The sequence below is a fragment of the Kitasatospora sp. MAA4 genome, assembly GCF_029893355.1.
In the GTDB taxonomy this organism is placed as follows: domain Bacteria; phylum Actinomycetota; class Actinomycetes; order Streptomycetales; family Streptomycetaceae; genus Kitasatospora.
This window is the reverse complement of record NZ_JARZAI010000031.1, coordinates 51,832-72,026: the sequence shown is the minus strand read 5'-3', so window position 1 is coordinate 72,026 and position 20,195 is coordinate 51,832. Positions and strand designations below refer to the sequence as shown.

General features: G+C 72.2%; 21 protein-coding genes. 13 read left to right on the top strand and 8 right to left on the bottom strand.

Translation table 11 applies throughout. The features are described 5' to 3' along the window. Positions 1 to 3 precede the first annotated feature (3 nt). The 3 genes from P3T37_RS31265 to P3T37_RS31255 are packed head-to-tail and all read left to right on the top strand — an operon-like array spanning position 4 to position 2,055. Entirely contained in the window at positions 4 to 729 is a 726-nt protein-coding gene (locus P3T37_RS31265; protein WP_280727286.1) for a hypothetical protein, read from the top strand. After that, positions 726 to 1,394 (top strand): hypothetical protein, encoded by a 669-nt coding sequence (locus P3T37_RS31260; RefSeq protein WP_280727285.1) that lies wholly within the window; start codon positions 726 to 728, stop codon positions 1,392 to 1,394. The genes P3T37_RS31265 and P3T37_RS31260 overlap by 4 nt, the downstream gene beginning before the upstream one ends. Before the next feature lie 25 nt (positions 1,395 to 1,419). Further along, positions 1,420 to 2,055 (top strand): LuxR C-terminal-related transcriptional regulator, encoded by a 636-nt coding sequence (locus P3T37_RS31255; protein WP_280727284.1) that lies wholly within the window; start codon positions 1,420 to 1,422, stop codon positions 2,053 to 2,055. On the opposite strand, the gene P3T37_RS31250 is transcribed toward P3T37_RS31255, so the two are convergent. Further along, complete coding sequence (locus P3T37_RS31250) at positions 1,979 to 4,747, bottom strand: BTAD domain-containing putative transcriptional regulator (protein WP_280727283.1); 2,769 nt, start codon at positions 4,745 to 4,747, stop codon at positions 1,979 to 1,981. The two genes, P3T37_RS31255 and P3T37_RS31250, sit on opposite strands and share 77 nt — an antisense overlap. A gap of 478 nt (positions 4,748 to 5,225) precedes the next feature. Between P3T37_RS31250 and P3T37_RS31245 the strand changes: the two genes are divergently transcribed. The 6 genes from P3T37_RS31245 (at position 5,226) to P3T37_RS31220 (ending at position 11,328) form a co-directional block, all read left to right on the top strand. Beyond that, a complete protein-coding gene (locus P3T37_RS31245; RefSeq protein ID WP_280727282.1) occupies positions 5,226 to 5,987 on the top strand; it encodes a DeoR/GlpR family DNA-binding transcription regulator in 762 nt (253 codons plus the stop codon). Positions 5,988 to 6,116: 129 nt separating this feature from the next. Then, positions 6,117 to 7,481 carry a sugar ABC transporter substrate-binding protein gene (locus tag P3T37_RS31240; RefSeq protein WP_280727281.1) on the top strand — a complete coding sequence of 455 codons (1,365 nt, stop codon included), beginning with the start codon at positions 6,117 to 6,119 and terminating at the stop codon, positions 7,479 to 7,481. A 35-nt stretch (positions 7,482 to 7,516) separates the two neighbouring features. Next, positions 7,517 to 8,482, top strand: a complete 966-nt coding sequence (locus tag P3T37_RS31235; RefSeq protein WP_280727280.1) for a sugar ABC transporter permease — start codon at positions 7,517 to 7,519, stop codon at positions 8,480 to 8,482. Then, a complete protein-coding gene (locus tag P3T37_RS31230; protein WP_280727279.1) occupies positions 8,479 to 9,333 on the top strand; it encodes a carbohydrate ABC transporter permease in 855 nt (284 codons plus the stop codon). The genes P3T37_RS31235 and P3T37_RS31230 overlap by 4 nt, the downstream gene beginning before the upstream one ends. A gap of 28 nt (positions 9,334 to 9,361) precedes the next feature. Next, entirely contained in the window at positions 9,362 to 10,351 is a 990-nt protein-coding gene (locus tag P3T37_RS31225) for a zinc-dependent alcohol dehydrogenase family protein (protein ID WP_280727278.1), read from the top strand. Then, positions 10,348 to 11,328: a carbohydrate kinase gene (locus P3T37_RS31220; protein ID WP_280727277.1), complete on the top strand. Its 981-nt coding sequence runs from the start codon at positions 10,348 to 10,350 to the stop codon at positions 11,326 to 11,328. The genes P3T37_RS31225 and P3T37_RS31220 overlap by 4 nt, the downstream gene beginning before the upstream one ends. Positions 11,329 to 11,334: 6 nt before the next feature. On the opposite strand, the gene P3T37_RS31215 is transcribed toward P3T37_RS31220, so the two are convergent. Both P3T37_RS31215 and P3T37_RS31210 read right to left on the bottom strand, forming a co-directional pair. Then, on the bottom strand, positions 11,335 to 12,465 hold the full coding sequence (locus tag P3T37_RS31215) for a glycoside hydrolase family 3 N-terminal domain-containing protein (protein WP_280727276.1): 1,131 nt from the start codon (positions 12,463 to 12,465) through the stop codon (positions 11,335 to 11,337). 102 nt (positions 12,466 to 12,567) lie between these two features. Beyond that, entirely contained in the window at positions 12,568 to 13,449 is an 882-nt protein-coding gene (locus tag P3T37_RS31210; RefSeq protein ID WP_280727275.1) for an AraC family transcriptional regulator, read from the bottom strand. 91 nt (positions 13,450 to 13,540) lie between these two features. On the opposite strand from P3T37_RS31210, the gene P3T37_RS31205 reads away from it, so the two are divergent. Both P3T37_RS31205 and P3T37_RS31200 read left to right on the top strand, forming a co-directional pair. Continuing rightward, positions 13,541 to 13,921 (top strand): nuclear transport factor 2 family protein, encoded by a 381-nt coding sequence (locus P3T37_RS31205; protein WP_280727274.1) that lies wholly within the window; start codon positions 13,541 to 13,543, stop codon positions 13,919 to 13,921. 22 nt (positions 13,922 to 13,943) lie between these two features. Continuing rightward, complete coding sequence (locus tag P3T37_RS31200) at positions 13,944 to 14,111, top strand: hypothetical protein (protein WP_280727273.1); 168 nt, start codon at positions 13,944 to 13,946, stop codon at positions 14,109 to 14,111. Positions 14,112 to 14,127: 16 nt separating this feature from the next. Here the strand turns inward: P3T37_RS31200 and P3T37_RS31195 are convergent, their stop codons facing one another. The 3 genes from P3T37_RS31195 to P3T37_RS31185 all read right to left on the bottom strand — a co-directional run bounded on the left by P3T37_RS31195 (position 14,128) and on the right by P3T37_RS31185 (position 16,588). After that, positions 14,128 to 14,610, bottom strand: a complete 483-nt coding sequence (locus P3T37_RS31195; RefSeq protein WP_280727272.1) for a DUF6328 family protein — start codon at positions 14,608 to 14,610, stop codon at positions 14,128 to 14,130. A gap of 80 nt (positions 14,611 to 14,690) precedes the next feature. Beyond that, complete coding sequence (locus P3T37_RS31190) at positions 14,691 to 15,596, bottom strand: NAD(P)-dependent oxidoreductase (protein WP_280727271.1); 906 nt, start codon at positions 15,594 to 15,596, stop codon at positions 14,691 to 14,693. 50 nt (positions 15,597 to 15,646) lie between these two features. Continuing rightward, entirely contained in the window at positions 15,647 to 16,588 is a 942-nt protein-coding gene (locus P3T37_RS31185; RefSeq protein ID WP_280727270.1) for a DUF5996 family protein, read from the bottom strand. A 192-nt stretch (positions 16,589 to 16,780) separates the two neighbouring features. Here P3T37_RS31185 and P3T37_RS31180 point away from each other — a divergent pair, with 192 nt between their 5' ends. Next, positions 16,781 to 17,686, top strand: a complete 906-nt coding sequence (locus P3T37_RS31180; RefSeq protein WP_280727269.1) for an NAD(+)/NADH kinase — start codon at positions 16,781 to 16,783, stop codon at positions 17,684 to 17,686. On the opposite strand, the gene P3T37_RS31175 is transcribed toward P3T37_RS31180, so the two are convergent. Beyond that, positions 17,664 to 18,326 carry an NAD(P)H-dependent oxidoreductase gene (locus tag P3T37_RS31175; protein ID WP_280727268.1) on the bottom strand — a complete coding sequence of 221 codons (663 nt, stop codon included), beginning with the start codon at positions 18,324 to 18,326 and terminating at the stop codon, positions 17,664 to 17,666. The two genes, P3T37_RS31180 and P3T37_RS31175, sit on opposite strands and share 23 nt — an antisense overlap. A gap of 120 nt (positions 18,327 to 18,446) precedes the next feature. Next, on the bottom strand, positions 18,447 to 18,806 hold the full coding sequence (locus P3T37_RS31170; protein ID WP_280727267.1) for a UBP-type zinc finger domain-containing protein: 360 nt from the start codon (positions 18,804 to 18,806) through the stop codon (positions 18,447 to 18,449). A gap of 213 nt (positions 18,807 to 19,019) precedes the next feature. Here P3T37_RS31170 and P3T37_RS31165 point away from each other — a divergent pair, with 213 nt between their 5' ends. Continuing rightward, complete coding sequence (locus P3T37_RS31165; RefSeq protein WP_280727266.1) at positions 19,020 to 20,186, top strand: FAD-dependent oxidoreductase; 1,167 nt, start codon at positions 19,020 to 19,022, stop codon at positions 20,184 to 20,186. Positions 20,187 to 20,195 lie beyond the last annotated feature (9 nt).

Sequence of the window (20,195 nt, the reverse complement as noted above, 5' to 3'; positions counted from 1 at the left end):
ACGTTGAACAACGAACTGCGGGCCATGACGCAACTGCCGTGGCACTGGGAGTGGGTGCCAGCCGGCCCGGCGGGCGAGCCGGCGCACGAGGCGTGGACCGAGCGCGTCGTGGCCCTGTTCGAGGAGTGGACGGCCGAGGGCCTGCTCGCCGCGCGCGCGGCCTGGCCGGCCGACGCCGGGGCGGAGTTCCCCTTCAGCTCGGACCTGCTCGGACGGGACGCCGCCGCCTGGCTGCTGGAGCGCGCGGAGCAGCTGCCCGCCTGGTCCCGGCTGGCCTGGGGCGCGGTGTTCGTGAACGGGCGGCCCAGGTGGGCGCCCGTCCCGGTGGTCGTGGAGTTCTCCGGGCCGGTGTCGGGGGATCCCAACTACCTGATGCACCTGGTCGGCGCCCGCGGCCTGGAGGGCGACGCCCGCGAGCCCGTGGTCGACTACGTGACCACCTCGATCGGCGACGGGCTGCGGGTGTTCGCCCTGTGCCGCAGCGCGGAGGGCGCCGCCTACGCGCGCGTCGACGCCGCGCTGCGCCTGGACGTGCCGCCGACCGGCGACGCACCGGGCGTCGGCGTGGACGTCCAACTGTCCACGCTCGTCTTCGAGATGGGACTGATGGCGCTGATCGGCAACGGAGTCGAGCAGTTGATGCAGCAGATCGCCGACGAATGCGCGCCCGCCGGCGCAGGCCCGGCCCGGCTCGGCTTCGTCGCGGCCGCCGAAGGGGGACAGCCGTGATCGACTTCGAACTCGTCGTGCCGGGCGGCTGGGTGCAGATTCCCACCGCGCCGGACACCACCAAGCTGCGCGGCCGGATCATCGAGGACGTGATCCGCCACCACCTGCCCGACTCGCTGCCGCGGGACAAGGTTGGCCCGTGGCGCCGGATGCTGCGCAAGGAACTCACCGAGGCGACCGACGAGGCCGCGCGGCAGAGCGCCCGCTCGGTCCTGCTGCCGCTGGAGGAGTTCAGCGGCATCCGGCTGCCCGGATCGATGCTGGTGACCGTCCTGGAAAGCGCGGACGAGACCGAGGACCCGGAACAGCTGCTGGCCTCGATCCTCGCCGACGCGGGGGCCGACGGGACCTACCTGGAGATCGGCGGCGCTCCGGCTGTGCGGGTGGCCACGGTCGTGGACAGCGGCCGGCTCCGGCGCAAGGGGCCGTCCTGGCGGGTCTCGTACTACGTGTCCCACCCGGAGGCGCCCGGCGTGTGGGGACTGCTGACCTTCACCGTGCTGACCGACGGGGACGTCGAGGCCGCGCCGGTCCAGGCCGTCGTCCTGCTCTTCGACATGATCGTGACGACGCTGCGCTGGGCGGACCGCGTCGACGTCCCCACCGAGGAGGAGGTGCTCGCCCAGCTGGGTGAGCGCTCTGAAGCGGACATGAAGGAAGTCTGAAGCGGGCTCCGCCACGCTGGGCTTTATGACACTCGTCGCCACGTCCGCGCCCATCGGTCCCACCTCCGTGCGGATCGCCATCACGAGTCCGGACATCCTGGCCCAGATCCGGCAGGTGTTCGCCAGCAAGAACCTGGCCGTGGAGATCGTCCGCATGCCCTATGTGGAGGTCACCGTCAGGCCGGCGGTCGGTGCGGCCGGTGCGGTCTCCCGCACCGGCGCTCCGGCCGCCCGGCGGCTGTGCGCGGAGTACCGGCTGAGCGTGGTCGACGTCGGCGCCGCCCGGCCGGCGGACGAGCAGCCTGCGCCCGCCCTGGCCCCGGAGAGCCGGCCGCAGCTGGCCGCGGCGCCGGACACCGGCGACGAGGCCGAGTGCCCGGTGGTGGCCCTGTCGCAGCGTCAGCACGAGGTGATGGCCCTGGTCTCGCGCGGCGCGCGCAACGCCGAGATCGCCGCGCGACTGCACGTCAGCGAGAAGACCGTGAAGAACCACATCAACCGGATCTTCAGGTCGCTGGGGGCGGGCAGCCGGGTCGAGGCGGTGCTGATCTGGCAGCGCCAGCAGCGCGACCAGCTGGGCGGCGCTACCCGGCCCGAAGCACCGACTCCTGCGCTGTCGCCGGCGGGAGATCGGCATCCAGCGCCCGCAGGAACTCCGTGACCTCGGCGACCTCCTCGGCCTCCAACTCCCGCAGCCGCAGCAGCGCTCGGGTGGCCAGGCCGCGGGCCGCCTGCCGGGCCGATCCCGAACGGCGCACCCTGGCCAGGCCGAGCAGCGCCAGCGCCTCGTGGTAGCGGTCGCCGCTGGACTCGCAGAGCGACAGCGCGTCCCGGAAGTACCGCAGCGCCTTCTCGGCGTTGCCGAGCCCGTGTTCCGCCACGCCCAGGTTGATCAGGATGTTGGCCTCGACCAGCACGTTGCGACAGCTTCTCGCCGCGGTGAGGCCGGGCCTCCCGTAGCGCAGCGACTCCTCGAACTCGCCCAGCTCGGCGTGCAGTTCACTCAGGACGTCCAGGCATCCCGCCTGGTGGGACTCCAACCCGACGCGGTGCGCCAGGTCCAGCGCCGCTCTGGCGTAGGCCAGCGCGGGCGGGTAGTCCTTGGCCTGCCGAAGGGTGGAGGCCAGAGCGCCGAGCAGATCGGTGCGCAGCACGTCGTCGCCGAGCTCCTCCAGCAGCCGCAGGCCGTGCTGAAGCCGGTGCACCGCCGCGTCGTTCTGCCCCAGTCGCGCGTGGGCCATGCCCAGGTGGGTGAGCAGCAGCGCCTGGGCTCGCCGGTCCCTGATCGCCTCGGCGCTGCGCATCCCGACCAGCAGCGTGTCCACCCACATCCGGGCCTGCCCGGCCGCGTAGAAGTAGCCGAAGAGCAGGTACGCCAACTGCCAGGCCTGCTCGTGACAGCCGATCCGCTGCGCCGTGCGGACCAGGTGGGTGACGTTGTCCCACTCCTGCGCGCACCAGGCCACGCGTTCGCGCTGGCTGCCGAAGCGCGTCAGGGTCCGCACGTACCACCGCAGCACCCGCTCCAGGGCCGCTCGGCGTGACGCGCTCGTCTCGCCGCTGCGGGACACCTCCTCGGCGTAGATCCGGGTCAGGTCGTGCATCCGGTAGCCGCTGCCGGCGCTCTCCACCAGATGCTGGGCGGCCAGGCTGCGCAGCGCCCTCTCGGCCGCCGACGGCGGGACGTCCAGCAGTGCGGCGGCCACCTCCACCCGGATGCTCACGCCCGGGAACAGCCCGAGTGTGCGGAACGCGTGCGCGGCGGCGGCGTCGAGCCTGGCGTAGGACCAGGAGAGCACCCCGCGCACCGAGTACAGCTCGTCGTCCGGGATCTGCAGAGCGTCCAGCCGGCGCCGCACGTCCTCTAGGTCGGTGATCAGGTCGGCGATCCGCGAGCGGCGGCCCGCTGTCACCTGCTCGGAGGCGATCCGCAGCGCCAGCGGCAGGTGGTCGCACAGGGCGGCCAGGCGCCGCGCCGCCGCCGGTTCGGCGTCGACCCGATCGCTGCCGATCGCCTCCGAGAGCAGCCTCAGCGACTCCTCGGCGGTGAACGGGGACAGCGTCACCCGGCGGGCCGAGTAGCGGACCGCGAGGCCGCTGAGCCTGTTGCGGCTGGTCACCACGACGAAGGAGGGACCGCCGCCCGGCAGCAGGTCGTCGACCTGGTCGGCGCAGGCGGCGTTGTCCAGCACGATGAGCATCCGCTTGTCCCGCACGATGCTGCGCCACAGCGCGACCCGCTCCTGATGGTCCGCCGGGATGCTGCCCGCGTTCAGCGAGCCGAGCAGATGGTGCAGGGCGTCCGCGGGGGAGCTGGCCGGCTGCTTGGCGTCGAAGCCGCGCAGGTTCACGTACAGCTGGCCGTCGGGGTACTCGGCGGCCAGCAGGTGACCGCAGTGCACGGCCAGCGCGGTCTTGCCGACCCCGCCGACTCCGACGACCATGACGATCTGCGCGCTGTCACCCGAGGCGCTGCGCGCCGCGTCCAGCACCTGCTGGACGGGAGCGACGCGACCCACGAACCCGCCGACGCCGCGCGGAAGTTGCGCCGCCCGGACCGAAGCGGCGGGCGTCGGTTGCCTGGTCGGGGCGATCCGCGGCCCGGCGTTGTCGGTCAGGATCGATGCGTACAGGGCCTGCAGTTCGGCCGACGGGTCGATCCCCAGATCCTCGGCGAGCAGCTTGCGCAGGTCGTGGTACTGCGCGAGCGCGTCGGCCGTCCGGCCGCTGCGGCGCAGTGCCGTCATCAGCAGGGCGCGCAACCGCTCGTGGTACGGGTTTTCCGGGACATGGCCCCTCAACTGGTCGGCCACCGTGGTCGGTTGACCGATCTCCAGGAGAAGCTCGGCACGCTCCAGCAGCAGCCGCAGCCGCAGGTCCGACACCCACGTACGGTGCTCGGCGGCGAACGGACCCGGCAGGGCGCTGAGCACGGAGCCCGGATGCCAGTGGGCCAGCGCCTCGTCGAAGGCGCTGACCGCGGCGCCCGGGTCCCGCCCGGCCCGGCAGCTCCGAGCCCGAGCTGCCAGTCGCTCGACCACCCTGATGTCGAGCCGCCCGGGGTCGAGTTGGAGCGTGTAGCCCGCTCCCGAGCTGGTCAGCGGCTCACCCAGACCGGCCAGCGCCCGGCGCAGACCGGACACGTAGGTGTGCAGGCTGCCGACTGCGGTGGCCGGCGGCGACTCGCCCCAGATGGAGTCGATCAGATCGTCACGCGAGACGACACTGTTGGTCCTCAGCGCGAGAACGGCGAACACCGCACGCTGCTTCGGTGAGCCGAGGAGGAGTTCCCGCCCCTCGGCGTAGGCGCGCAGTGGTCCGAGAGTCTCGACCCTCAGGCAAGCGTTCTCCATGGCGGAGTCCTCCCCGGGAGGAAGCTGATAGGGGCAATAGGGTGCGCCGGGGCGTGGGTCTGCCGGCTGCTCCCGGAACCAGCTCCGCAGTGTCTCCGGGGTGAACTCCGATGTGGGTGGCGCTTGGTCGCTTCGGCACAGGACAGCGGCCCACCCGGCCCATCGGGGTCCGAGTGTCGCCGGTGCCCAATACCCCGGTCAAGCCCCCGGAAGCGGCCCTCGGGATGTCCGGATGCCGGACCGATTCTGTGGTCCTGGGCCGATTCGGAGGTCGAATCCTGGCCATTCGGGCATCCGAGCCGGGCCGCCAGGCCGGTCAAAGCCGCTGACCTGCCCTCATCTCCGCTGGAAGCGGGCACAATTCGGACTTCATCCGGTCGGCTGCGGAGCTGTCCGTCCTCCCGGCGCGGGGGTATAAATCTTCCACGGGCGCATTCGGGCTTCCGATGTCCGAACGGGCGGGAGGGAGAAACCGGAGATGCGGGCAATGGAACGGCAGCATCGGATCCTGGTCCTGGCCCGCCAGGAGGGGCGTGTCGAGGTCACCACCGCGGCCGCCGATTTCGGAGTCGCGCTGGAGACCATCCGGCGTGATCTGAGCGAGTTGGAGCGCCGCGGACTGGTCCGCCGTACCCACGGCGGCGCCTACCCGGTCGAGAGCACCGGCTTCGAGACCGACCTGGCTCAGCGCGTCACCCGGCACGTGGAGGCGAAGCGCCGGATCGCGGCCGCAGCCGTCAGGCTCGTGGGCGAGGCGGAGAGCATCTTCGTCGACGAGGGCTACACCCCGCAGATCCTCGCCGCGCTGCTGCCGGCCGACCGTCCGCTGACCGTGGTGACGGCGTCGCTGTCGACCGCCGCGGCGGTGGCCGACTCGGCCAACATGACCGTCCTGCTGCTGGGCGGCCGGGTCCGCGGCCGGACCATGGCCACCGTGGGCTCCTGGGCCTGCGCGATGCTCTCGGGTTTCGTCATCGACCTGGCGTTCCTGGGAGCGAACGGGATCTCCCGCGACCTCGGTCTGACCACCCCCGATCCGGTGGTGGCCGACGTCAAGGCCAAGGCCCTGGAAGTGTCCCGCAGGCGGGTCTTCATGGGTCACCACAGCAAGTTCGGAGCCAGCAGCTTCTGCCGCTTCGCGGAGGTCGGCGACTTCGAGACGATCGTCACCGACACCGAACTGTCCAGCGCCGAAGCCCATCGCTACGCCCTGCTGGGACCGCACGTCATACGGGCCTGAGGCACCAGGCCCACCAGGGGCCGTGGCACGGCCGCCGACGTCTCCGCAGGACGCCGGCCGCCGCCGCGGTCGCCCGTGCCCCGAACCGGTCCCACCCGACCGGGTTCGTCGAGAGAAGGAACACGCATCATGACGATCAGACAGACAGTCCTGCGCACCACCGTGCCGCTGGGCGTGGCCGTCCTCTGCGCCGGCGCCCTCGCGGGTTGCAGCGGCGCCGGTGGCGCCGGCGGCGGCTCGCAGGCGCACTCCATCAACGTGCTGATGGTGAACAACCCGCAGATGGCCGACCTGCAGAAGCTGACCGCGGCCAACTTCACCAAGACCACCGGCATCACGGTCAACTTCACCGTGCTGCCGGAGAACGACGCCCGCGACAAGTTCACCCAGGACTTCTCCAGCCAGTCGGGCCAGTACGACATCGCGACCATCAGCAACTACGAGGTCCCGTTCTACGCGAAGAACGGCTGGCTGGCCTCGCTCAGTTCGCACGCCACCGCCGACAGCGGGTTCCAGCAGAGCGACATCCTGCCCAGCATCCAGCAGGCGCTGACGTACAACGGCCAGATCTACGCCGAGCCGTTCTACGGCGAGTCGTCGTTCCTGATGTACCGCAAGGACGTCTTCGCGGCCAAGGGCCTGACCATGCCCGCCAACCCGACCTGGGAGCAGGTGGCGGGACTCGCGGCCTCGGCCGACGGGGCGCAGCCGGGGATGAAGGGCATCTGCCTGCGCGGGCAGCCGGGTTGGGGCGAGGTGATCGCGCCGCTGACCACGGTGGTCAACACCATGGGCGGCACCTGGTTCGACCAGAACTGGCAGGCCCAGCTGACCTCCCCGGCCTTCACCGCCGCGACGAACTTCTACGTCAACCTGGTGCGGGCGCACGGTGAGGCGGGCGCGCCGCAGTCCGGCTTCACCGAGTGCCTCAACGACCTGGAGCAGGGCAAGGTCGCCATGTGGTACGACGCGACCTCGGCGGCCGGCTCGCTGGAGGCCTCGGACTCGCCGGTGGCGGGGAAGATCGGGTACGCGCCGGCGCCTGCCGATCAGACGAAGAGCTCGGGCTGGCTCTACACCTGGGCCTTTGGCGTGCAGAAGGCGAGCAAGCACCAGGACGACGCCTGGAAGTTCATCTCCTGGGCCTCCGGGCAGGGGTACGAGAATCTGGTCGGCCAGAGCCTCGGCTGGTCCCGGGTCCCGGCCGGCAAGCGCACCTCGACGTACAGCAACCCGAGCTACGTGGCCGCCGCCTCGGCGTTCGCCCAGGCCACCGAGACCGCGCTGACCAGCGTCGACCCGCAGAACCCGGGTGTCCAGCCGCGGCCCGCGCCGGGCATCCAGTTCGTCGGCGTCCCGGAGTTCACCGATCTGGGCACCCAGGTCTCGCAGCAGATCAGCGACGCGATCGCGGGCCAGATCAGCGTGGACCAGGCGCTGAAGAACAGTCAGGCGCTCGCTGCCAAGGTCGGCGCCAAGTACGCGGGGCACTGACTCACCCGCGCACCCACCCGAGCGGAGACACGCACGTGAGCACTACCTCGATCACCCGACGCCCCACCAGGGTGTCGCGGTCCGCCCAACCCGGCGCTCGCCGGGCGGCGGGCCGGCCGCGGGGCGCCTGGTCCCGCCGTGCGCCGCTGCTGCCGGCGCTGGTCTTCATGATCGTCGTCACCCAGTTGCCCTTCGTGGGGACCCTGGTGATCTCGTTCATGCGCTGGAACGCGCTGGACCCGGGCAACCGCGGGTTCGGCGGCCTGACCAACTACACCGCGGCGTTCGAGGATCCGGCGCTGCGCTCGTCCATCGAGACCACGGTCCTGCTGACCGCCGCGGTGGTGCTGGTGAGCCTGCTGCTGGGGCTGGTGCTGGCGCTGCTGCTGGACCGCCGCTTCCGGGGTCGCGGCATCGTGCGCACGATGCTGATCACGCCCTTCCTGGTGGTGCCCGCGGCCTCCGCGCTGCTGTGGAAGCACGCGATCTACAACGCCTCCTACGGTCTGCTGAACGGCACGCTGACCTGGCTCTGGAGCCTGTTCGGCAGCGCACACGCGCCGCAGCCGGACTGGCTGTCGACCACGCCGCTGCTCGCGGTGGAGGCCTCGCTGATCTGGCAGTGGACGCCGTTCATGATGCTGATCCTGCTCGCCGGACTGCAGAGCCGGCCGACGGACGTGGTCGAGGCGGCCCGGGTGGACGGGGCGAGCACCTGGCAGGTGTTCCGCTACCTCACCTTCCCGCACCTGCGTCGCTACCTGGAACTGGCCTCGCTGCTCGGCAGTATCTACGTGGTGCAGAACTTCGACGCGGTCTTCACGCTGACCTCCGGCGGGCTGGGCACCGCCAACCTGCCGTACACCGTCTACCAGACCTTCTACCAGGGCCACGACTACGGCCAGGCCTCCGCCGAGGGCGTCCTCGTGGTCATCTGCACCATCCTCCTCGCGACCTTCGCGCTGAGGACCGTCTCGTCGCTGTTCCGGGAGGAGTCATGACGACCGCCGCGATGACCACCCCGGCCTCGGCCCGGCGCAACAGCGCCCTGCTCGGGCTGGCGGCCTGGCTCTGCGGGGTGCTCTTCTTCCTGCCGTTCGCCTGGATGGTGCTCACCTCGCTGCACAGCGAGTCGGCCGCGGCCACCAACCCGCCGAGCCTCGGGGCCGGGCTCACCCTCCAGGGCTACCGGGAGTTCTTCGGCGCCGGCACCGGGGTGAGCCCGTGGCCGCCGCTGATCAACTCCCTGACGGCCAGCGTCGCCTCGACCCTGCTGGTGCTGCTGCTGGCGGTCCCCGCCGCCTACGCGCTGTCGATCCGGCCGGTGCGCAAGTGGACCGACGTGATGTTCTTCTTCCTGTCCACCAAGATGCTGCCGGCCGTGGCGGGCCTGCTGCCGATCTACCTGATCGCCCAGAACGCCGGGCTGCTGGACAACATCTGGCTGCTGATCATCCTCTACACCTCGATGAACCTGCCGATCGCGGTGTGGATGATGCGCTCCTTCCTGGCCGAGGTGCCCAAGGAGATCCTGGAGGCCGCCTCGATCGACGGCGCGGGGCTGGCGACCGTCCTGGTGCGGATCGTGGCACCCGTGGCGATGCCGGGCATCGCCGCCACCGCGCTGATCTCCTTCATCTTCAGCTGGAACGAACTGCTGTTCGCCCGGGTGCTGACCGGCGTCGTCGCCGGCACCGCACCCGTCTTCCTCACCGGCTTCGTCACCAGCCAGGGCCTCTTCCTGGCGAAGGTGTGCGCCGCTGCCGTGTGCATCTCCGTGCCGGTGCTCGTCGCCGGCTTCGCCGCCCAGGACAAGCTCGTCCAGGGCCTCTCACTGGGAGCAGTCAAATGACCGGTCAGACCTCCTGGAGGGCGGCGCGGTGAAGGCTGCCGTCATCAGCTCGCCCGGTGTGGTGAGCGTGGAGAGCGTCCAGGATCCGACGCCGGGCCCGCGGGAGGTGGTGGTCAAGGTGGCGGCCTGCGGGCTGTGCGGCACCGATCTGCACATCCTGCAGGGCGAGTTCGCGCCCACCCTGCCCATCGTCCCGGGCCACGAGTTCGCCGGGGAGGTGGTCGCCGTGGGCGCCGGAGTCGGCGAGCTGTCGATCGGCGACCAGGTCGCCGTCGACCCCTCGCTGCCCTGCCACGAGTGCCACTACTGCCGGATCGGGCGGAGCAACCTGTGCGAGCACTTCGCCGCGATCGGGGTCACCGTCCCGGGCGCGGCCGCCGAGTTCGCCCTCGCCCCGGCCGCCAACTGCGTGCGCCTGCCGGAGCACATCCGCACCCAGGACGCCGCTCTCATCGAACCGCTCTCCTGCGCGGTGCGCGGATACGACGTGCTGCGCAGCCGGTTGGCCGCCCATGTGCTGATCTACGGCTCCGGCACCATGGGGCTGATGATGCTGGAACTGGCCAAACGCACCGGAGCGGCCGGCGTGGACGTGGTCGACATCAACAGTGAACGCCTCACCGCCGCCCGCCTGCTGGGCTGCAGCAACGCCGTCACCAGCGCCGACGAGATCGAGCGACCGCGCGGCTGGGACGTGGTCATCGACGCCACCGGCAACGAGCGGGCCATCCAGGAGGCCCTGGGCCGGGTCGGCAGGGGCGGCACCTACCTGCAGTTCGGCGTCGCGGACTATGCCGCCCGCGCGACGATCGAGCCCTACCGGATCTACAACCAGGAGATCACCATCACCGGCTCGATGGCGGTCCTGCACAGTTACGAGCGCGCGGCGGAGCTCTTCGCCGCCGGGGTGCTCGACCCGCAGGTCTTCATCAGCGACCGGCTCCCGCTGGCCGACTACGCCGACGCCCTGCGGCAGTTCCAGGCCGGCAAGGGCCGCAAGATCGTCATCACGCCATGAGCCGCCGTACGCCTGCCGCAGAGCCGTCGACCCTGGTCATCGGCGAGGCGCTCACCGACATCCTGGCCGGACCGGACGGCCGCCGAAGCGCCGTCCCCGGCGGCAGCCCCGCCAACGTGGCGCTCGGCCTGGCCCGGCTCGGCCACCCGGTGCGCCTGGCCACCCGGGTGGGCGGCGACGAGCACGGCGCGGTGCTGCGGCGCCACCTCGGCGAGAGCGGCGTGCTGCTCACCGACGGCTCGGTCGTGGACGCCGCGACGTCCACCGCCACCGCCGTCCTCGGTGCCGACGGCGCGGCGAGCTACCGCTTCGACGTCCGCTGGAGCCTGCCGCCCGCGGCGACCGACCCGGCCGCCACCGGCCGGATCGCCCACCTGCACACCGGATCGATCGCGGCGCTGCTCGTCCCCGGCGCCGCGCGGGTGCTCGCGGCCGTGCGGGCGGCGCGGCCGGGGGCCACCGTCTCCTACGATCCGAACCTGCGGCCCGCGCTGCTGGGAACGGCGGCGCAGGAGCGGCCCCGGGTCGAGGAACTCGTCGCCCTCAGCGACGTGGTGAAGGCCAGCGACGAGGACCTCGGCTGGCTCTACCCCGGGTACGACCCCGCCGAGGTGGCCGCGGGGTGGGCGCGGACCGGCCCCTCGCTCGTGGTGCTCACCCTCGGGGCCGGCGGCGCGCGCGCCTTCTGGCGGCACGGCAGCCACCCGGTCGGGCCGATCCCCGTCGAGGTGGTGGACACGGTCGGCGCGGGCGACGCCTTCATGGCCGGCCTGCTGAGCGGGCTGCTGCGGGCCGGGCTGCTGGGCGGCGGCCGGGACTCGCCGGCGCCGGCCCGCGACGAGCTGCGGGTCGCGACCGGCGCGGACCGCCTCCCCGAGAAGGTGGCCGAGTCGCTCGCCCTGGCAGCCCGCGCCGCGGCCCTCACCTGCGCCCGCCCGGGTGCCGACCCACCGCGCCGCTCCGAACTCGAGCAGTAGCCCCGCTCAGCGCAGACCGCTCCGGAGGCGGATGATCCGCTCCAGCGCCCCCTCGAACTCCTGGCGCGGCAGATCGCCGCGCTCCAGCGCGCTCGCCATCGCGTCGACCACCGCCTGTCCGTGCGACACGTCGCGGGTCGCTTCCAGGACCAGGTCCATCCCGGCCCGCGCCGCGGTCACCGCGTTCTGCGCCGGGGTGCCGAACGTGCTGATCGCGCCCGCGTTGATCGCGTCGGTGATGGTCACCCCGCCGAAGCGGTGCCGCCGACGGAGCTCGCGGTGGATGATCCTTGGCGAGAAGCCCGCCGGGGTGCCCGGGTCCAGGCGGGTGTAGATCGCCCAGCTGACCATGACCAGCCCGACTCCGGCGGCGATCGCCGAGGCGTACGGGTACTCGTCGATGCGGCGGAGGTCGTCCAGCGAGGTGGTGAGGGTGACCGGTCCCAGGTCGGTGTTCTGCTGCGCGGTGGCCGGGCCGAGCCCGGGGAAGTGCTTGGCGGCGGCCGCCACGCCGACGGCCTGCTGCGCGGCGACGAAGGACCGGCCGCAGGTCGCCACCACCTCCGGGTCCGAACTGAACGACCGCTGGGACTGGTCCTCGAAGTCGCCGGCCGTGCGGAGGACGTCCAGCACCGGCGCCAGGTTGAGGTTCAGCCCGGCCCCGCGCAGCAGCAGCCCGGCCTCGTGCCCGGCGCTCGCGGCCGTCGCCCCGGGGTCCGCGGACGCGCCGATCTGCTTAGCCGACAGCAGCGGCGGTCCGGGCAGCCGCCTGACCAGGCCGCCCTCCTGGTCGGTCATCACCAGCAGCGGCGCGTTCACCGGGCTGCTCCGGTGGGCGTCGTGCAACTGCTGGACGGCGGAGGTGATCTGCGCGAGGTCGGTCACGTTCTCGCCGAAGATGATCACCCCGCCGCACTCGCCGACGGCGATCGCGTCGAGCAGGCTCCGCGGCACGTCGGTACCGGGGTAGGAGAACACCACGCGCTGGCCGGCCAGCTGCTGCGGCGTCAGTTTCCGCAGCGGGCGGAAGGCCGCGGCGCTCGCGGGTGCGGCCAGGCGCAGTCCGGCTGCGGCGGCCAGCGCGGCACCGGCGAGCAGCGTGCCACGGCGGGAGAGTGCGGCCCGCGCGTCGTCCATGAGGTACCTCCAGGTAGAGAGCCGACCTCCGGTCTACCGAAGCCGACCGGGCGCCACACGGACCGCCGCGCCCGGCGACCCCCGATCGGCCCAGACAGCGGCTCACCGCTGAGCGCGGCGGAAGTCGCCCGGGGTGCGGCCGGTCTCCCGGGTGAAGAACTTGCCGAAGTTGGTGGCCTCGGTGAAGCCGAGCGCGCGGCCGATCGCGGCCACGGGTAGGTCGGTGTGGGCGAGCAGCCGCTGCGCCTGGAGGGTGACGCGGGCGTCGGCGAGCTGCTTGGCGCTGCGGCCGGTGGCGGCTCGGCACGCGCGGGTCAGGGTTCGAGGGGAGTAGCCGAGCCGTGCCGCGTAGTCCTCGATGGAGCGGGTGGTGGCGAAGGAGCGCTCCAACTCGCGTCGGAAGGCGAGGTGGAGCTCGGCGCCGGGCGCGGCGGGGACGGGGCGTCCGGCCGGGTCCGGGAGGCGCGCCGTGCGGATGAGCAGCGCGCCGAGGAGCTGGCGCAGCAGCGCTTCGGACAGCTCGGCGCCGGACCGGTACTCCGCATCCAGCTCCGCCACGGCGCGATCGAAGGCGTCGAACCCGTCGGGCGGCAGACGCCAGGCCACCGGTCCGAATCCGTCGAGAACCTCGCGCGTCGCGGGCAGCGGCGGCGGGAAGTCGGCGGTGAACAGCAGCAGGACGGCGTCCAGGTCCGCGGGTCGGCCGTCGGCGCCCGAAGGAAGGCGCTGCACCTGGCCGGGCCGCAGATGGAGCAGCGTGCCGCGTGCGCACGGGTAGCTGACGAAATCGACCATTGCGGTGCCCTCGCCGCCGCGGACGAGCATCAGCTGGTGGAAGTCGAGGCGGCTCGGCCGGCGGGCGACCGAGCTCCTCAGGCGCAGCCGCAACGCATCGAAGGTCAGCACCTCGAGGCCGGTGCCCGACCGGGCGGGGTTGTCGTAGGCGATGTCGATGACGACGTCGCGCTGTCCGTTTTCGACCATCGCGAGTCCCGACTGTACCTCGTCCGGAAGGCGGCCGCGGGGGCATCGTGGAGTCCGTCATCATCCCTTCCTGACGTAAGGACCGTTCATCATGTCTCCTGTCATCACCGATCCCGCGAAGCTGCCGATGCTGTTCCAGGACGCACTGAACGCCGGCGACGTCGACGGCGTGCTGGCCCTGTTCGCCCCGGGCGCGGGCATGCGCACCGTGACCGGCGAACGCATCGCCGGCGCCGAGGCGCTGCGCGCGGAGATCGACGGAACTGTCGCCGCCCGCGGCAGGCTGACGAACGTCCAGCGCCACACGCTCGTCGGCGCGGACACCGCCCTCCTGGTCACGGACTGGACCATGGAGATCGACGGCCCCGGCGGCGAACGGATCGCCCCGACCGGCAGCACCGCCAACATCGCCCGCCGGGACGTCGACGGCGGCTGGCGCTTCACCCTCCTCAACCCGCTCGGCATCTCCTGAGCCCGCCTCTAGGGTGGCGACCATGACGACGAAGCCGACCGCACCGACCCACCGGTTGAGGCACACCCTTCTCGGCCACACCGCCGAGGTGAAGGCCTTGGCGACGACGATGCTGGACGGGCGCCCGGTCACTGTCGTCGGCGGCTGGGGCGGGACACTGCGGGTGTGGGAGCTGGCTCGCGGGAGATGACCCGCGCCTCGGGCGGTCAGCTGCGTCGAAGAGCTTCCGGCAGCACGAACCACAGGCCGGCGAAGACGGCCGCCGTGACCGCCGTGATGGCGATCGCGGCGGTCCGGCCGAGGACGACGTCGGTGACCAGCAGCACCGCGCCGTTCAGCGCCAGGGCGAGGACCACCAGTCCGATGATGGTCAGCCGCGAGGACAGGGCCACGATGCGGCGCTTGAACCCGAGGTGGAAGAGAGCGCGGTGCACGGCGACCGGGGTGGCCAGCACCGCGGCGGCGAGCACCGTGAGCAGGAGCGTGGCGATGTAGGTGTCGCGCTCGAAGTCGTCGAGCTGCGGGAACCGGCTGGTGAACGCCAGGCCGAGCAGGAAGGCGAACACGATCTGGACACCGGTCTGGATGACCCGGAGCTCCTGGAGGAGTTCCACCAGGTTGCGGTCGGCTCTCTCCTCGGGCGTCTCGTGGCGCACCAGGGGATTCTGCGGGTCCGGCTCCATCTTCATGCTGACTACGATCCGTCCTTGGACCGTGGCGGGCGACCCCTGCGTCGGCTGCCGCCTCGCCACGGCGCTTCCCCGTTCGGCTACCAGTCGGTCTGGCCGCCGATCGCCCGGCTGCCGCGGACCTCGATGGCCTTGACGACGGCGCTCATGTCGGCGTGCGCGTAGCCGAGTTGAGCGGTCTCGGCGAAGAGTGCCCGGCAGACGTCGAGCAGCGGGGCGGCGATGCCGGCCGCGGCGGCGGCGTCGGTGATCAGCCGGGCCACCTTCTGTGAGTCGGTGATCGACGCCTGGACCGAGAACTCCTCGCCGGCCAGCTTGGGCGCCTTCAGCCGCATCGTCGCGCTCGCCAGCGGGCCCGCACCGAGTACCGAGACCAGCTGGTCGAGATCGAGTCCCTGGCGGCGTGCGAACTGGAACGACTCGGCGAGCCCGGTCACCTGGGTGATCAGGAAGGTGTTGACCGCCAGCTTCATCAGCAGGCCGTTGGGCACCGGCCCGCAGAACGTGAGCTCACGGAACATCGGTTCGAGCAGCGGGCGCACCGCCTCCACGGCCGCCGGCTCCCCGGCCAGCAGGCCGACCAACTCGGCGGCGGCGGCCTGGGTACTGGATCCGGAGACCGGTGCCTCGACGTAGCGGCCACCGGCGGCGCGGATCCGCGCCGCCAGCTCCTGGGAGTAAGTCGGCGCGAACGTCCCCATGTTGATGATCGTGCGCTCGGCGACCCGCTCGGCGAAGGCCGGGGTGCCGCGGCCGAGCACGGCGTCCACGCCCGGTTCGTCGGCCAGCATCAGGATGACGGCCTCGCTGCGGGCGAACACGCTCGCCGCGTCGGGGGCCACCTCGGCGCCGGCGGCCGCCAGGGTGCGGGTCCTGGCGGTCGTGCGGTTCCACACCAGCAGAGGGGTACCGGCCTTCAGCAGGTTGAGCGCCATCGGCTCGCCCATGACGCCCAGCCCGATAAAGCCCACGGAGAGTAAGTTCATAGCCAGAGCTTGGCATGAAATGATCACCTGTATGGCTGATCCGCGGGAAGTTACTGCGCTCCCGAGGTCAGTGGGTCGGTGATGCCGCCGGGGCAGGCCTGGGCGCCGATGTTCCAGCCGTCGAGGCCTGCCGCAGCCTGATAGACGGACTCGTAGAAGTCGAGCACCGCGCCCCTGGGATCCGGCCCGGTGCGGACGTCGTCGTAGTCCAGCGTGGCCAGGTGGCCGCCGCGGTGGTCGACCCAGCGTGCGGGCGGCGGGCGCAGCGGGTGGGCGGTCAGCCCGTCGGGTTCGGGGGCGGCGTAGGAGTAGAAGGTCGGCCGGGGGAAGGCGTCGTCGCCGAACCAGAAGCCCGCGCTGATGACTTCGCGCGAGTACGCCTCGCGGGTCACCGGGTCGACGCTCGCGCCCTGCGCGACGGCGCGGTCGGAGAACCGGGTGACCGCGATGTCGAAGGTGTGCCAGAAGTGGTGCACCGGGCTGGTCTTCCCCGAGAATCCGGCGGAGAACTCCTCCAGCACCAGGTTGACCTGACTGAGCACCTGCCAGTAGCGGTGGACCCAGAACGGATCGTAGGAGGCGTGCTCGGTGTCGTCGGTGAACGGTCGGCGCGCGTCGGGCAGGTCGAACGGGTGGGGGCGCGCGATGGTCACCGTCACGCCGATCGCGCCCAGCGCGTCGAGCGTGTGGCGGTAGAACGACGCGACGGACTGCCCGACGAGGGGGAACGAGGCCGCCCGGCCGTCCAGCGAGGACGCGGTCAGCCGGTGGTCGACGAAGTCGAAATCGATGGTGAAGATCGGATTACCGCCCACCCCACCCATCGGGCGGGTCGTGATGCCCCGACCGGTGAGGTGGAACGGGACGTTCCACCAGTGGTTGCGCCGCACGCTGCTCGCGAGCCGGATCTTGCCGACGACCTGGGCGAACCGATGCAGCGTCTCCTTGGAGTCCTTCCACTGCGACAGCGGAATCGGGGGAAACAGGTCCATGGGGTAGCCCTACTCTCGTCGTGGAGCCGCCCGGGCGGCCGCTCGACCGCAGGCCGCCCGGGGTTTCGACGCTAGGCGGCCGTCGGCGCCGACGCATCCGCAACGCATCCGCAGCGCATCGGTGGCACGACCCGAGAAGCGGCGCGTAGCGTCGGAAGGAGTGCCTCGCGGAGCAGACGAAGGGCGTGGTCCATGGGAGCCGTCAACGCCGTGGCCGTGGTGCTGCACCCGGAACGCGACTGCGGGTACGCGATCGGGGCGGTGTCCGACTGGGCCCGCGCCCATGGCGCCACCGTGCTCGGCCGCGCGGACGAGCTGGCGCGCGCGGGCGAGCACGCGGAGGCGGTCACCGCGGAGGATCTGACGCTCCGCGCGGACCTCATCATCAGCCTGGGCGGAGACGGCACCATGCTGAGGGCGATGCGGCTGGCCGTCGGCGGCCGTGCCCCGGTGCTGGGCGTCAACCTCGGCCGTCTGGGCTTTCTCGCCGAGATCGACGTCCCCGATCTGCCGCAGGCGCTGTCGGCCATCGACGAGCACCGCTTCACGGCCGAGCCCCGATCCGCGGTGAGCGCCGTCATCGACGGCCGGGAGACGGTGGCCTTCAACGACATCGTGCTGATCCGCCGGCCCGGAGACCCCTCGGCCGCCGTCGCGCTGCGCGTCGACGGGCAGCCCTTCGTCCGCTACGCCGCCGACGCGGTGATCGCGGCGACGCCCACCGGCTCGACGGCCTACAGCTTCTCGGCCGGCGGCCCGCTCGTCTCGCCGGGGGCGGAGGGCATGCTCGTCGTGCCGGTCGCCCCGCATTCGGCCTTCAACCGGGCGCTGTTCCTGTCGGCGGGGGAGAAGCTGTCGCTCGAACTGCTGCCGCAGAGCGGGGAGCTCGGCGTCGAGGCGGACGGACGGCTGATGGGCAGCGTGCGCCCGGGGGACGTCGTCGAGGTGGTGATGGTGCCCGCCGCCGCGAAGGTGATCCGGCTCGGTGGGACCACCTTCTACCAGCGCGCTCAGCGCAAGCTCCGGCTCAGCGGCTCGGCGGAGGCCGAAACGGTCGTCTCACCGCCGACTGCGGTCAGTCCTCCGCACGCTGGGTGACGGCGGCCTCGGTGCGGTCCCCCAGGAACTCGTACCACCGGCGTTGCAGGCAGCCGTACCGCGCGTCGGCCTCGACGAGGCCGAGGAAGGCGGTGACGGTCTCGGCGAGACGCTGCTGCAACCCGGGGTCGGTGAGCAGTCCGTCGTCGGTGAACGCCTGATGGGCCTGGCCCAGGCTGAACATGTCCGGGTAGACGCGGGTGCCGAGGTGCTCCAGCGGTACCCGCAGCGCCCACAGCCCGCGGTTCCCGCCGACCAGCGACGGGGAGGCGGAGACCAGCAGCGCGTGCTTGGTCTTGAACGGCTGCGGCTGGATGCGCGAGACCCAGTCGATGGCGTTCTTCAGGGCGCCGGGCATCGAGGCGTTGTACTCGGGGGAGGAGATCACGAACGCGTCGCAGAGCTCCAGCCGGTCGCGCAGCGCGAGCGCGCCGTCCGGGAGCCCGCCCGCGGCTTCCACATCGCCGTCGTACAGCGGCATGTCGAACTCGTGCAGGCCGGCGAGGTCGGCGACGGCGCCGGCGTCGACCGCCAGACGGGCCACCAGGGCGGCGAGTCGGGCGTTGGTGGACTCGGCACGCAGGGCGGCACCGAGGACCAGGAGCCGCAGCGGGCCGGGTTGGGCGGCGGTGGTGGACATGGGTACGTCCCTTCCGGCGGATGGGGCGGAACGCCCGGCCGGGGCGGTCCGCCCACCAGTCTGGTCCCGGTGCCGACGGCGCGCGATCGGATCGGGGCCGCACGGCTCGGGCGGCCCGGGTCAGTGCAGATGGTCCTGCCAGTCCGCCGGCACCGCGCCCTGCGGGCCGGGGACCGGCTGGTCCACGGGATGCGACACCGGGGGGTGCAGCGGGGGTCCTTCGTAGAACTCCTCGGTTTCGATGCTCCAGAACCAGTCCTCGCCGGGTTCGAAGCTGGCGAGCAAGGGGTGCCCGGCTTCCCGCGCGTGCCGGGTGGCGTGCTGGGCCGGCGAGGTGTCGCAGCAGCCGATGCGGCCGCACTGCGCGCAGCGGCGCAGGTGGAACCACCAGCCGGGCCCGTCGCCGGCCAGGCACTGGGCGCAGCCCTCACCGCTCGGTGGGACGTCCGGGTCGATACCGGGGATCTGTTCGTTCGGCATGGCCGCTCCTCTGGGAGTCAGAACACCCTGTTGCGAACGTACCCAAGCGTGGCCGTCCCGGCGAGCCCGGCGCCGGCAACCCCCGCACCCGGCTGAACCCCGCCGTCCGCCTCCCCGAGCCGATGGTCCCGGAGTGATCCGCCTCACACGATGTCACAATGCCCGCTCACGCCGTGTCTTGAGGTCGAACCGCTGGAAACGAAGGAGAGACCCATGACAGTGAGCACCCAGGTGGTCGTGATCGGCGGCGGATACGCCGGCGTCATGGCGGCCAACCGCCTGACGCAGCGCGAGAACGTGGCAGTGACGCTGATCAACCCGCGCCCGACTTTCGTCGAGCGGATCCGCCTGCACCAGGTGGTCGGCGGGTCCGACGACGCGCTGGTCGCCTACCGGGACGTCCTGGGCGAGGGCGCCCGGCTGGTGGTCGACACCGTGGCGCGGATCGACGCGGCCGAGCGCAGCGTGACGCTGGCGACCGGCGACACGGTCGGCTACGACTATCTGATCTACGCAGTGGGCAGTGGCAGCGCCGACCCCCGGGTGCCGGGAGCGGCCGAGTTCGCCTACCCGATCGCCGACCTGGAGGAGGCGCAGCGGCTGCGGTCGGTGGTCGACGCCGTGCCGGCAACGGCCGCGGTGACGGTGGTCGGAGCCGGTCCGACCGGGATCGAGACCGCCGCCGAACTGGCGGAGGAGGGCCGCAGCGTGACCCTGGTCTGCGGCGGGGTGCTCGGCCCCTACCTGCACCCCCGGGGTCGACGCTCGGTCGCCGGGCGGCTGGCCGAACTCGGTGTGACCGTGCTCGAAGGCCCCGATGCGAAGGTCACGGCGGTGACTCGCGATGCCGTGCGGCTCAGCGGCGGCCGAGAGCTGCCGAGCAGGGTGACCATCTGGGCCACCGGATTCGGCGTGCCGGACCTGGCCCGCCGCAGCGGGCTCAGCACCGACGCCATGGGCCGCCTGCTCACGGACGAGACCCTGACCAGTGTGGACGACGTGCGCATCGTCGCGGCCGGGGACTCGGCGGCACCCTCGGACCTGCCGTTCCGGATGAGCTGCCAGGCCGCAGGGCCGCTGGGCGCGAAGGCCGCCGACACCGTGCTCAGCCGGATCGCGGGTGAGCAACCCGCGCCCATCGACCTGGGGTTGGCCGGCCAGTGCCTCAGCCTGGGGCGTCGCGCCGGTATCTTCCAGCTCGCCCACAAGGACGACACCGCCAGGGGGATCCACCTCGGCGGCCGCCCTGGCGCGAAGCTCAAGGAGTTCATCTGCCGGCTCACCGTCAAGCAGCTGGCGGCCGAGGCGCGCAAGCCCGGCTCGAACACCTGGGCCTGGGCCAAGGACGACAAGCGACAGCAGGTGCTGCGGGCCGGTTGACCAATTCCG